The sequence below is a fragment of the Ohtaekwangia koreensis genome (assembly GCF_900167975.1).
GTDB classification, from domain to species: Bacteria; Bacteroidota; Bacteroidia; order Cytophagales; family Cyclobacteriaceae; genus Ohtaekwangia; species Ohtaekwangia koreensis.
Map to the genome: position 1 here is coordinate 2,297,083 of NZ_FUZU01000001.1, position 12,588 is coordinate 2,309,670.

11 protein-coding genes are annotated in these 12,588 nt (G+C 41.1%); 8 read left to right on the forward strand and 3 right to left on the reverse strand.

What is annotated here, in order from left to right:
• Nucleotides 1–45: 45 nt before the first annotated feature.
• A complete protein-coding gene (locus tag B5Y40_RS09265) occupies nt 46–885 on the reverse strand; it encodes an FkbM family methyltransferase (protein WP_079686397.1) in 840 nt (279 codons plus the stop codon).
• A 589-nt stretch (nt 886–1,474) separates the two neighbouring features.
• Here B5Y40_RS09265 and B5Y40_RS09275 point away from each other — a divergent pair.
• The 3 genes from B5Y40_RS09275 (at nt 1,475) to cas6 (ending at nt 3,907) form a co-directional block, all read left to right on the forward strand.
• Nucleotides 1,475–1,699, forward strand: coding sequence for a hypothetical protein (locus B5Y40_RS09275; RefSeq protein WP_143785672.1), 225 nt, complete (start codon nt 1,475–1,477; stop codon nt 1,697–1,699).
• 188 nt (nt 1,700–1,887) lie between these two features.
• On the forward strand, nt 1,888–2,985 hold the full coding sequence (gene ychF, locus B5Y40_RS09280; protein WP_079686400.1) for a redox-regulated ATPase YchF: 1,098 nt from the start codon (nt 1,888–1,890) through the stop codon (nt 2,983–2,985).
• Nucleotides 2,986–3,106: 121 nt separating this feature from the next.
• A complete protein-coding gene (gene cas6 / locus B5Y40_RS09285; RefSeq protein WP_079686401.1) occupies nt 3,107–3,907 on the forward strand; it encodes a CRISPR-associated endoribonuclease Cas6 in 801 nt (266 codons plus the stop codon).
• Here the strand turns inward: cas6 and B5Y40_RS09290 are convergent.
• Nucleotides 3,904–5,181: a type IX secretion system plug protein gene (locus B5Y40_RS09290; protein ID WP_079686402.1), complete on the reverse strand. Its 1,278-nt coding sequence runs from the start codon at nt 5,179–5,181 to the stop codon at nt 3,904–3,906. The two genes, cas6 and B5Y40_RS09290, sit on opposite strands and share 4 nt — an antisense overlap.
• A gap of 196 nt (nt 5,182–5,377) precedes the next feature.
• Between B5Y40_RS09290 and B5Y40_RS09295 the strand changes: the two genes are divergently transcribed.
• The 5 genes from B5Y40_RS09295 to B5Y40_RS09315 all read left to right on the forward strand — a co-directional run bounded on the left by B5Y40_RS09295 (nt 5,378) and on the right by B5Y40_RS09315 (nt 10,494).
• Nucleotides 5,378–5,935: an RNA polymerase sigma factor gene (locus tag B5Y40_RS09295; RefSeq protein WP_079686403.1), complete on the forward strand. Its 558-nt coding sequence runs from the start codon at nt 5,378–5,380 to the stop codon at nt 5,933–5,935.
• Entirely contained in the window at nt 5,916–8,042 is a 2,127-nt protein-coding gene (locus B5Y40_RS09300) for an outer membrane beta-barrel protein (protein WP_079686404.1), read from the forward strand. The genes B5Y40_RS09295 and B5Y40_RS09300 overlap by 20 nt, the downstream gene beginning before the upstream one ends.
• A 57-nt stretch (nt 8,043–8,099) precedes the next feature.
• On the forward strand, nt 8,100–9,437 hold the full coding sequence (locus tag B5Y40_RS09305) for an LVIVD repeat-containing protein (RefSeq protein ID WP_079686405.1): 1,338 nt from the start codon (nt 8,100–8,102) through the stop codon (nt 9,435–9,437).
• Complete coding sequence (locus B5Y40_RS09310) at nt 9,427–10,023, forward strand: hypothetical protein (RefSeq protein WP_143785673.1); 597 nt, start codon at nt 9,427–9,429, stop codon at nt 10,021–10,023. The genes B5Y40_RS09305 and B5Y40_RS09310 overlap by 11 nt, the downstream gene beginning before the upstream one ends.
• Before the next feature lie 258 nt (nt 10,024–10,281).
• Nucleotides 10,282–10,494 carry a KTSC domain-containing protein gene (locus B5Y40_RS09315; protein WP_079686407.1) on the forward strand — a complete coding sequence of 71 codons (213 nt, stop codon included), beginning with the start codon at nt 10,282–10,284 and terminating at the stop codon, nt 10,492–10,494.
• A 5-nt stretch (nt 10,495–10,499) separates the two neighbouring features.
• Here the strand turns inward: B5Y40_RS09315 and B5Y40_RS09320 are convergent, their stop codons facing one another.
• Entirely contained in the window at nt 10,500–12,407 is a 1,908-nt protein-coding gene (locus B5Y40_RS09320; RefSeq protein ID WP_079686408.1) for an ABC-F family ATP-binding cassette domain-containing protein, read from the reverse strand.
• Between the last annotated feature and the right edge of the window lie 181 nt (nt 12,408–12,588).

Consider the following 12,588-nt stretch of genomic DNA (forward strand, 5'->3'; position numbering starts at 1 on the left):
TTGTTGCATCACTGTTTAATCGAATTCTTAAGGGCGTGATATTATTTATATAGTCATGTCATGTGATTCATTTCTCGCAATAATCATGACTTCATCCACATCGCCATATAGTATATCTTTTGATAGCCCGCAAGTAAAATGATGCTCTTCTAAGTTTGTGATTAATTTTTCTATAGGAATTTTAAGAATAGAAGGATGATATTCAATGATCATTTTCTTAATTAAATGTGACTTGCCATTTCTTAGAATATCATCGATGATTTTTATTTCAGATCCTTCCACATCTATTTTTATCAGATCGATTGTTTCGTGGATATAGTCTGATATCTTTTTTGTGTTAATAGCCTCTTTTTCGGTCTTATCCTTTGATGGTATTAAACTCATGGTCAGTAAGCCAGAGGTGCTATTTTTATACAGTAGCGTTTTTTCTTCTTTATCATTCAAGGCAACGTTGTGGAGGGTTACATTAGTCAATTGATTTTTGTGAATATTTTCCTGTAACAGTTTAAATGTCGCAGGGTCGGGTTCGAATCCTATTATTCTGCAGGATGGATATACTTTTTTAAAGTATAATATCGCCAGGCCTATATTACTGCCACAATCGATAATGAATGGTTTTGAAGAGGAGGTTTCGTATTTATAAAGTTGTGATATAAATATTTCCTCTACCAGATGTAGTATCTGTGGATAGCTAGAGAAACTGATTTTGTACCCAAGGATATATCCGGTCTTTGCACTTGATTTTTCTGATGAACCAATTTTATGAAAGGCTATCGATCTGAGAACAAGCCTGCAGTAATCGTACAGTAATTCGAATTTGCTATAGCTATATTTTGATGAAATAGTCTTACTGATAACCTTGTAAAGGTGCTTAAGGTATTTCATGTTGCTTTAGTTGGCTGGTTGTCGTCTTTACTGTGTATAGCTGGATTACCTTGTCTGGTTTTCCTTACAATTTTACTTAAACTATTGGAGATGTGGGATATATTCAAAATATTGTGGAGGTTTTTAATCTACCTGACTTACGTGTGATTCTCTTTACACCTTTGACGTATATAGAGGACTATATCGCCTATTTACCTTGTAAAAGAAATATGTATATACTTTTACTTTGTTCTAATTATTATCCTATCTGCTCAATATACATTTGCTCAAGATACTGTTCGCTATATAGGCACTCGGGGAAGGGCAGGACTGTATCCTTTCAGGGGGCAGACTATTCCGTACAAATTTATAAAAAGGGGAAGCGTGCTGGTGTGCCTGAGCGGACGATGTACTTTGATAAAGTGTACTACCGATTTCAATATTTAGGCGATGGCGTTACTAAACTTCTTCGTGCAAATGAGGTGGTTGCTACTCGAAAAGATGATAGCGTGTTTGTGAATGGCATGTTTATAGTACGACCTATGATCAGAAATATCACGCTTATGATTTTAAACATGACACTTCGAATGTGTTAACGGTGCAACACTGGGTGAGCAATTCTACAGATTATAATGACTCGTATGATGTTGATATAGCTATATATAAAGAGTTTCCGGATGTGCAGATATTGCAGCTGTTTGGTTTTGAAACGGCAAGTAAGCATATAAAGGCAAGTGGCATCTCTCCGGTAGCAGGAATTATTGTCGTGTCGGCAACTGTCACTGCTATAGGAGTATTTATAAACTCGGAATTGGAGGACCATGATACATTGTAATCCTGTTGGCTATTAATTTGGAATTCTACGCATAAAGCTTTGACCATCCTGATCTCAATAAGATTTTGGGTATTCGACCACACTATTCAAGTTTTCTGCTTCCGGTTGCCTAAAGTAATTCGCCCAAAATAATCCTTTCCCAAATCTCACCATCCGATTATATTTGCGGCCTCAATAAATAAACGATCATGGGACTTCAATGCGGGATTGTTGGTTTGCCAAATGTTGGAAAGTCGACTCTCTTTAACTCTATTTCTAATAACAAGGCAGAGGCTGCCAACTTTCCGTTCTGTACCATTGAACCTAATGTAGGGGTGATCTCCGTTCCTGACCCTCGCTTGAAAATCCTCGAAGGTCTTGTAAAACCACAGCGTGTACTGCCTACCACAATCGAGTTTGTTGACATTGCCGGTCTCGTGAAAGGCGCGAGCAAAGGTGAAGGATTGGGCAATCAGTTTCTTGGAAACATCCGTCAGGTTGATGCTATTGTGCACGTGGTGCGTTGTTTTGAAAATGATAACATCGTTCACGTAGACGGACGAGTAGATCCTGTAGCCGACAAAGAAATTATCGATACTGAACTTCAATTGAAGGATCTTGAATCTGTAGAAAAGAAAATCAGCAAGACTGAAAAAGCAGCCAAGGGTGGTGATGCTAAATTGAAAAAGGAATTGTCGGTACTTCAATTATACCGCGATACTCTATTGGCTGGTAAGAATGCACGTACACTGAATGTAGATGAGGAGGATAAAAAGGCTGTAGCCGATCTTCAGTTACTTACAGCGAAGCCAGTAATTTATGTTACAAATGTGGATGAAGGCTCTATCCATACTGGTAATAAATTTGTCGATGCTCTTAAAGCGCATGTTAAGGATGAGAATGCGGAAGTTGTGATCATCAGTGCCGCGATCGAAGCTCAAATTGCAGAACTGGAAAGTGAGGAAGACCGCGCTGTATTTTTGGCAGAGTACGGTTTGAAGGAATCCGGACTCAATAAATTACTCAGTGCATCGTATCATTTGTTGGAACTCATCACTTATTTCACGGCAGGCGAGAAGGAAGTAAGAGCATGGCCTATAAAAAAAGGATGGAAAGCGCCTCAGGCTGCCGGAGTTATCCACACCGATTTCGAAAAAGGGTTTATTCGGGCCGAGGTTATCAAGCTGGCTGATTATCAACAGTATAAAACGGAACAGGCTTGCAAAGAGGCTGGTAAAATGTCGGTGGAAGGAAAAGAATACGTTGTGGCAGATGGCGATATCATGCATTTCCGCTTCAACGTTTAAAGTTTCCTTACAAATATCTTCAACCTGTCTTTTTTTTTCTTAGCTTTATAAACCGCTCACATTCAGTGCTGAGCGGGTTTTTTGCTTGGGTAAACTATAACCCCGACTAATTTTTTTTGGCTTGAGAACCAGGATCATTTTTTCACTGAAAAACAGGGGAGCGTACGTGCCGTTTCACCACCAATATCTGTTGGCGCAGGTAATCAAAGGACTTTTAATATTCGGTCCGGAGAAGAGTTATGTTGAATTCAATCAATATAACTTCTCAGGATTAAAGGGGCAGACGAAAGTCAGTCGTAAAGGACTTCACTACTTTTCATCGAAGGTTACCCTTGTATTTGCTTGCTCGGATCAGGCGTTCATGGATTATTTCCTGGCGCGTCTTTTTGAACAGAAAGAGATCATCGTTGGCAACTTGCACCTCGTTCCCGAAGCGATGGAGCAGGAGGAACCTGTAAAGATCAGTGACGAATCACGGTTCTTATGTATATCCCCAATCGTTGTTATACCCGCAGCTTTTAATGACGAAAGTGGAAAGAAATTCGTGTCTCCGGAGAGTGATGAATTCTCGGATCTACTCTACGATTCTACGTTGGCCCGTATGGAAGCACACGGGAAATATACTGCCGAGCAGTTAACATCTTTCTATAAATTTCAGATCGTTCCGGATCACGACTATATACAACGCATCCAGGCTTCTCATAAAAAGTTTGCGCGCATCTATCCGTTGTATGATAGCGATGTAAAATTTGAAGTGAGAGGATATACCTTCCCATTCACGTTGTATGCCGCCAAGGAAGTACAGCAGTTTGTATATGAAAACGGCTTAGGTTACTTCACGCATAAGGGTTTTGGTATGCTGGATGTTGCCAACAATGACTCGATACAACGTACTACACAGCAGGAAATGGTTTACGCTTAACGCGGATTCGCTTCCAGTCTCAGGTATCCGATTAGTAAGTCGGCTTGTGGTTGAAACGGTCTATAGTATACAAAGATCTCGTACTGGTTTTCTGTTTCGAAATGACTCCCTTCCAGTTTATATGGATTCACACCGGGTGCCTTCACTATATATTGATAATCGTACCAGCCTTGCTTCAACAATATATCTGCTACATAACTGTTTTGTGCAGTGTCGTAATGCATTTTATTTTCCTGGTTTAAGTTCCAATAGTTAAACGCTCCGGCTACATATACATCACCTTTGATAGGAGAAGATGCCAGCGTGAAATTTACTTCAACATAATTCGCGTAGGCCATATCGCGATAATCGTAGTTATCAAGGGTAAATCCACCATTCAAATCGTTATACTGTGCGTAGGCTTCATCTTCACGTGACTTGTCTTTCTGAATATAGGCCTTGAAAGGTTTTACTTTCTTGTCCATGTGGTCAACGTTGCGTCCGGGATAGTTGAGCGATCGTAAATCAAAAAAGCGAAATTCATTTCCACCTTTAAACATTAACGCATCATCGAAGAAACGATATTCAATTTCTTTTTCGATGTCCCTCACAAAACTTGGTTTTACGTTTGACGCTTGGTTATCCCAGCGCTGGTTCTGTCGGATGTTCACGTGTACATCCGTGAGCGGATTAAGAATGTTCAGGTTCTTATAGTTTACCGTGAAGTTGATCTGTTGATTAAGGTCTGCAATTCTGCCAGGGCCAATCAGATTTCCATTTTGTGTAAAGCTCACTTGTGTATCAAACACCATAAAACGTCTGGTGAGAATGATGTCGTCTTTATTGCTTCCGCGATATACGGCCAACACATAGTTGCCGGGTAGCTTCACCGTTGGCAGTGTGAATTTATAGTGGATATAGGGCACATGGGTATCGACCGAGAATTCATACGAGTTGATCGGGAATTCATTATACATGGTCATATAGTCGAGGTCCTGTAAAGTAGATTCCGTCCAGTTATGGTTACAATGAATCACCTTTGCATAATAGGAGTCGTTCTGATTTCGGAGATCATCGAATTCCAAAATGAGGTTAGCCTGCCCAAGTGTAGTAACAGCAGGGTTCAATGTATTTCCAGAAGCGTATAGCTGTACCGTTTTAATCTGCGGTTCATACGCCCGATCAATTAGCTGAAGCGTTTTAGGATTCCCTTCAGAATTAAGCGAACTTTGAGTAATCGGAGTACAGGCAGTCGCCAAAAAAATTAACAGGATGGGGAAATACAGAATTCTCATTCGTTCAAAACAGGTTTAATTGCCGTGGGCTTCGATCAAGAGGCAAAGGAAAAAAGAATTTGGTAAAATCAAAGCAAAATACCGGCTGGCTCTCTTCAGACTTCGTTTTATAGCCAGGAATTCATGACTTTGTTACCATTCCAACTTTTTAGTTTCAGATAGTGTCTAAATTCAAAATGGCCGGATTATCGGATTAATGCTCAACGAAAGCGAGCTTATAGAAGGATGCCGAAAAGGTAGCAGGGCTTCTCAACGAGCTTTGTACGATCGGTATTGCCGAAAAATGCTGGTGGTTTGCTTACGTTATTCGAAAACAACAGCTGAAGCAGAAGACATTCTGCAGGAGGCATTTGTGAAAGTATTTCAGGGGATAGAGAATTTCAGAGGAGATTCGAAACTGGAAACCTGGATAACCCGGATCATGGTGAATACTGCGCTTAACGCCAACCGGAAAAAACTTTATCTCTTACCCATGGTCGATATTGAAGAGACCAACTTACCGGAAGAAGAAGTTAGTATTTCCGGAATACACTTTACCCAGTTACTCGAAATGATACAAGCCTTGCCTCCAGGCTGTCAGATCGTCTTTAACATGTTTGCCATTGAAGGATTTAGTCATAAAGAAATAGCCGAACAACTCGGTATATCAGAAGGTACATCGAAGTCGCAGTTTGCTCGTGCCAAGAGTTTATTGCAGCAACGATTATTAAAGGAGTCAACGTATTACGAACGATATGGAGAGTCGAAAATTTGAAGATTCGTTCCAGGATGCTTTCAAGGAAGCCGAAGTAAGTCCCACAGAAAATGTGTGGACGAACATCGAGCTTGATCTTGAGAAAGCAGAGGGAGACAAGATGAAGCGTAGAGTATTTTTCTACAAGCTTCTGGCCGCTGCATCTGTAGCTTTCGCTATGTGTGTAGCCGGTATAGGATATTATGTAGTTCAGAATGAACACCAGAACAATGGACAGTTTGCTTTAAATCAAACTCCTGCATTAGAGGACCGTGGCAAGTCCAATACGACTAACGGTAACAATGGTACTGAAGAAGGTAATGCAACAGAAGAGCGTAACGACTCGGCTTTGTCTGGCAATGAGTCATCTTCACAAGATCAATCTGATTCAAAAGGTATATCTGTAGAACCTGACAACGCATTCGATGGTAATAGTGCAAGTTCTTCTTCCTCTGTTTCACAGGAACGGAATTCTAATGCATCTGAAAATGATCAACAGTCCGTTGCTGGGTTAAGCCCGAAACAACGTGGTGACAAAAGCAATAAAAACAACGCAGCTTCTCCTGGTGAAATAAGTCCAGCAGTAGCAGATGAAGCAAGCACATCTGAAAAATATACTCAGAAGAACACTATAGCAGATGCTGCTATAGATTCTAAAAATGCGAAACAGAATAACGCAACAAACGAGCGTCTGAGAGATGCTTCTACTCTTGACAAAGCAACGAAATCAGATGGATATACTTCCAAGAAAAATGATCCCAACACAGCAATAGCTTCGGATAAAACCAATCAGAATAATACAGCAAATGAAAAGACAATCGCTTCCGCTGATAAGGTGAATGAAGCCAACAACATTGCAGTGAATGATTCTCAGTATATAGCTAAAAATTCTGCCAATGGAAATAACGCAGTTGTAGATGCTCAAGGTAAGAATCAAACATCTACATCAACTGACAAGCAAGGCTCAATTGCATTGGTGAATAAAAACGAAGTAAACAATGCTAACGGTATAAATAAAGCTGGTGATAATACATCCCAGCAGACTCTGGCGAATAATACTGCGACACCTGCAAACGATAAGAACGCTATAGCGGATACTCAAAATAAAAATGCCTCATCATTAACGGAAGATAGACAACCCGTTGCTTCATCTGAAAGTGCAAACAACACAAGTGGTGCTATCGATATCAATCCGTTTACGCGTTACGGAAATACTTCCGGAGAGTTTGGTGCTATATCCAAGTCAACATCGGTTGCTTCCAATGCTAGTGTGAATAAATTACCAGCGCGAATGAATAAGCCTGCTGATTTTGATGCTACGAAACTGGCTCCTCAGGAAGATCCGCTGATGGTGATGCTGGCGCGTCTTGATCAGCAGGAGAAAAATGTACTAGAAGAACAAAAGAAAGAAGAGAAGAATAACACTGAAAAACTTTGGACATCCGTGGGATTTGCTGCTGGTAGTTTTAATACGGTGAATTCAACTGTATCGCCTTCTTCGGCGCAATCTTTTGCTGCGAATAGTGCAGCGACCCAACAAGCGAAAGCTTCAGGATCTGCGTATACAGTAGGCATAAGCCTGGGGACACGTATATCAAAACGATGGGTGGTACAAGGCGGTGTAAACTATATGACGCAGGCATCTGACTATACCGCTAATGCAGTAGGTACTTCCGATTTTACAAACTTCAGCGCTCCGAATGTAAACAGTATGATGAGTGAAGCTGACAGCAAAATCGTATCCACTGCTCCGTATACTATAAATAATAATGTTCAATTTGTAAGTATACCTTTACAGGCTGGATACCTTGTTGTGAATAAACGTTTTGGCGTTCAGCTCAACGGAGGTATATCAACCGATATGTTCCTGCAAAATACACTTACTCCCGAGAGTGATAATGTGAGCAAGACCACGCAAGGCAGTGGTGCTGATTCACCTTACCGTTCACTTAATTTCAGCGGGTTGGTAGGCACAGAGTTCAGTTATAAGTTTGGACAACATTACCGGTTGTCGCTGAATCCGGGGCTGCGTTATCCTTTCAATTCTATTTATAAATCTGATCAGCCGATAACGGCCATGCCGTTGACCTTTGATGTCGGATTACGTTTTCGTTATATTTTTCACTAAGGTTCCAACCTTTTCATGAGGAGGAGGGTCTAACCCTCAAACAAACCCTGAACTGTTATGGACACTTTAGAGAGAAGACTTCAGAAGCGAATTCATGTTTCGCTGTATGCTTTACTTTTTCTAACAAGCCTTCTCGGATTAAGTGTTCTGCTTGAAGGGTGTACAGACAAATGTGAAGTAACCAACGAGTATACATATTACAAACCTGTTTATACTACGTTGGATGAGTTGCGCGCTAGTGTAGCGGTGACGGCTCCTGAACCGATTAAAAGTGTTGGTAAGATCTATTATAAAGGCGGGTTTCTTTTTGTGAATGAGCCTGGCAAAGGTATTCACATTATTGATAATCATAATCCGTCTGCACCGGTTAACAAAAGTTTTATTACGATTCCAGGTAGTTTTGAACTGGCGATTAAAGGCGACTTGCTATATGCTGATAGTTATATAGATCTCGTAGTGCTCGATATAGCATCTTTGGAAAATATCACGGAAGTAAACCGCATTGAAAATGTATTTAGTAATTATAACAGCCTCGGTTTCTATACAGATGCTGAAAAAGGAGTAGTGACTGACTGGGCCGAGACAAAAGATGTTTCGATACAGCAGTCAGACTGTGAAGCCAATATACAGACATGGGGCGGTATATATTACAGTGAAGGTATAGCGTTAGCTAGTAATGTGACTTTTGATAAGAGCGCAGCCATCGCTCCGGGGAACGGCTCTGGCCCCGGAGTTGGCGGCTCTATGGCGCGCTTTACAATCAATCAGGATTACCTCTATACATTGGATGCAGGCAATCTGCAACCGGTAGACATTACAGATGGAAAAAATCCGATAGCAAAAACAAAGACTTATGTCAACGGAGATATAGAGACAATTTTCCCTTATGGCGAGAATCTCTTTATAGGCTCGAGCAGCGGCATGTATATATTCAATGTGTCTACGCCTGCTACGCCTTCATTGGTTAGTACCTATGCGCACGTACGAAGCTGCGATCCGGTTGTTGTCGATGGTAATTATGCATACGTCACACTTCGTTCAGGAACAACTTGTCAGGGATTTACCAACCAACTGGAAGTTATAGATATCACCAACCTGCAATCTCCTCAGTTGATAAAAACGTATTCAATGACCAATCCGCATGGACTTGGGAAAGATAATGAGACACTGTTTATCTGTGATGGTGATGCCGGTTTAAAAGTATACGATGCTTCGGATATAAATGCGATTGATTCGAAACAACTGGCGCATTATCAGAATATAAACGCATACGATGCGATTCCTTTTAACAATGTATTGATGATGATCGGAGAGGATGGACTCTTTCAATACGACTATGCGGATCCAAAGAATATAAAACTGCTCAGTCATATCGTTGTCTCGAATGAAGAATAGAATATTCTTAACGGCTTGCCTCTTCATGGCTGCACTTTCTGCGCGAGGTCAATCAGATACGATTTCTTCTAGTGATAAAAAGAAAATCCGGTATACGAACAGTTTTCTTGCCGGTGCTTTGTTGGGTAAAAAAGGAAATGGAAGTTATACTTCCATCACTACGATCCACGGCATCCGCTATAATCGTTTGGCGGTTGGTCTAGGGACGGGTTATGAAGGCTATACCGACTGGCGTGTTCTTCCAATCTTGGGCAGTGTATCGTATGACTTCGTGCGTATCAAACAGAATTCATTTTTTGTGCAGGTGAATGGCGGCTATTCGATTGCGTATCACACTGCTGAACGTGAGGATTACCAGGAGTATGAGAGAGGAAAAGGAAAGACTTTCAGTGGCTTGATCGGATATAGAATTAAGGCGAATAAATTCAGCATATACATCAGCTCCGGGTATAAATTTCAACGAATAAAGTATAGCTATAGCCCTATATATTGGTGGGATTCTTCCGGAGAGTTAGATCCTCCGAAAACCACTGTGCAACGCGACATGGAACGATTTATAGTGCAGATTGGCTTTGGTTTAAATTAGTATAGCAGGCTATATCAGATAGCGATCGTACTGAGTCGATACTATACTCCATCAAAAATACAGAGGTTAAAAGATGTCAGCAGCACGCTGCATTAAAAATACTGGTGTGCCAGGAAGGAACGACTGGTACCACCATGGGTAAAGGTTAGTTTTTAGAGACGGATGCCGGGTCGTTTCTACCGGCATCCTTTTTCCCTCCCGAGGTTGTTCACCCTCTTCGTAGTTATTCCAGGCATTTATTTTTAAGATTGTATCCGTATGCTTCGAAGCCGGGTTACATCTTCCACTTTTAAATCAGTAGGGTATGATGAAGAACATCAAATCCTGGAAGTAGAATTTCAAACCCGTGAAGTATACCAGTACTTTAAAGTACCTGTGGAGGTATATGAAGTGTTTATGAATGCAGATTCATTGGGCGCATATTTTTCAGAGAATATCCGGCCGGTATATGATTTTAAACATATACTATAACACGCCTAGCTGAGCTCGTCTATCGCGGTAGCGATCTCTTCCCACTTTTTATTGGCAGTAGCTAACTCTTCCTCTGCTTTCTTAAATATAGCCTGAGTCTCTTTGAGCTTTGCCGGGTTGCTGAACACTTCCGGTGTGGCAAGTTCATGCTCCAGTTTTGTCTTACGCTCTTCTAGCTGTCCAATGAGCTCTTCTACTTTCTTCAAATCTTTTTCAAGCGTCTTACGCTTGGCGTCATTGCTTGGCGTCTGTGGTTTTTGCTTTACTTCAGGTTCTGGTTTCTTTTGCTTGGGTGGTTCTGATTTTACACCGGCTGCTTCATTCTTTTTGCGCCAGTGCTCATACTCATCGTAAGTGCCCGGGTATTCCTTGATCTGTTTGTCTTCTATATACCAGATCTTGTTCGCGATCTGACTTACAAAGTGACGATTGTGAGACACCACTACAAAGCTTCCGAGATATTGCTGCAATGCCTGAATAAGTATATTCTCGGAAATAAAATCCAAGTGGTTGGTAGGTTCATCGAGGAGTAAAAAGTTAGCTTCCGAGATCAACGTCTTTGCCAACGCTACACGCGATTTCTCTCCACCTGATAATACTTTGATCTTCTTGAATACATCTTCATCTGTAAAGAGAAAACATCCCAGTACATTTCGTAGCTCCTGGTCTGTTTTACCCGAACCAGCCTGCACCAGTTCTTCCAATATTTCATTATCAACTTTTAGTGATTCCAATTGATGCTGTGCATAGAACGCGCGGATCACATTGTAACCCATGATACGTTCTCCTTCAACTTCATCTTCTCCGGCAACAATTCTTAATAAAGTAGATTTACCTTTTCCGTTTGCTCCAATCAAAGCGATTTTATCACCACGTTCAATGGAGATCGATGTATTCTTTAAGATCTCCACGGGGCCATAAGCCTTGGATATATTGTTGAGCGTAATGATATAGCGGCCGGGCTGCTGCTTGAACTTGAAACGGAAATTAACAGCAGCGCTATCATCCACTACTTCTTCTATCATGTCAAGTTTCTCCAATGCCTTAACGCGTGATTGAACCTGACGTGATTTCGATGCCTTCGCTTTGAAGCGCTCTATAAAACGTTCGGTCTGTTTAATCTTTTGTTGTTGATTCTCATAGGCACCTTGCTGAATTTCCTGGCGCATTTCTTTCTCTTGTAAATAGAAAGAATAATTTCCTTCATAGGTAATGAGTTGCTGTTGTGTAACATCAACCGTCTTGGTAATAACATTGTCAAGGAAAGTACGATCGTGAGAAACAATGATCACAGCACCATCATAATTCCGTAAGTAATTTTCTACCCATTCTATCGAAGGTAAATCCAAGTGGTTGGTTGGTTCATCGAGCATCAACAGCGATGGTTTTTCAAGGAGAAGTTTAGCGAGCATTACACGCATGCGCCATCCTCCGGAAAATTCTTTCAGCGGTCGATGTAAATCTCCTGTCAGGAATCCTATACCTTCCAATACTTCTTCTGCTTTTGATTGCACCGTATAGCCATCGAGGTGATCATACTTTTCCTGAAGCTTCGAGAGTTTCTCAACGAGATCGTCTGAATATTCTTCTTCCAGCTTTTTGATGATGACTTCTAACTGGCGTTCTATTTCTACTACTTCCTTGAACGCTCCCATAGCAACGGTGAGGATAGAATCCTCAGTTTGATAGGAGAGAAGATCCTGGTTAAGAAAGCCGATTGTACACTCATTGCTTTTGCTGATCGAACCACCATCAATTTTATATTCACCATTAATGATTTTCAATAATGTGGATTTTCCGCGGCCATTCAATCCGATCAAACCGATTTTGTCTTTCGGCTTCACAAACATATTGGCATTTTCGTAAAGCGCGCGGCCTCCGATGTAATAAGAAAGATTGGTGATGGATATCATAATTGCTAATTCCCCTCGATCAAGGCACAGCCACTTTGCATGCTGGTACCTTCTTGAATCGGGCGCAAAAATAATCAGTATTTACAGCATTTCCGGAATTTAAAATGAGATGGGCATTGAAATTTTGCCACTTACATAATCAACATCCATTCTGAGGACGAAAACCCTTAATTTTCACACG

Excerpts from the sequence above, each read along its gene's own strand:
- B5Y40_RS09265 (WP_079686397.1), bottom strand. The coding sequence starts at position 885 with ATGAAATACCTTAAGCACCTTTACAAGGTTATCAGTAAGACTATTTCA.
- ychF (WP_079686400.1), top strand. The coding sequence starts at position 1,888 with ATGGGACTTCAATGCGGGATTGTTGGTTTGCCAAATGTTGGAAAGTCG.
- B5Y40_RS09290 (WP_079686402.1), bottom strand. The coding sequence starts at position 5,181 with ATGAGAATTCTGTATTTCCCCATCCTGTTAATTTTTTTGGCGACTGCC.
- B5Y40_RS09295 (WP_079686403.1), top strand. The coding sequence starts at position 5,378 with ATGCTCAACGAAAGCGAGCTTATAGAAGGATGCCGAAAAGGTAGCAGG.
- B5Y40_RS09300 (WP_079686404.1), top strand. The coding sequence starts at position 5,916 with ATGGAGAGTCGAAAATTTGAAGATTCGTTCCAGGATGCTTTCAAGGAA.
- B5Y40_RS09305 (WP_079686405.1), top strand. The coding sequence starts at position 8,100 with ATGGACACTTTAGAGAGAAGACTTCAGAAGCGAATTCATGTTTCGCTG.
- B5Y40_RS09310 (WP_143785673.1), top strand. The coding sequence starts at position 9,427 with ATGAAGAATAGAATATTCTTAACGGCTTGCCTCTTCATGGCTGCACTT.
- B5Y40_RS09315 (WP_079686407.1), top strand. The coding sequence starts at position 10,282 with ATGCTTCGAAGCCGGGTTACATCTTCCACTTTTAAATCAGTAGGGTAT.
- B5Y40_RS09320 (WP_079686408.1), bottom strand. The coding sequence starts at position 12,407 with ATGATATCCATCACCAATCTTTCTTATTACATCGGAGGCCGCGCGCTT.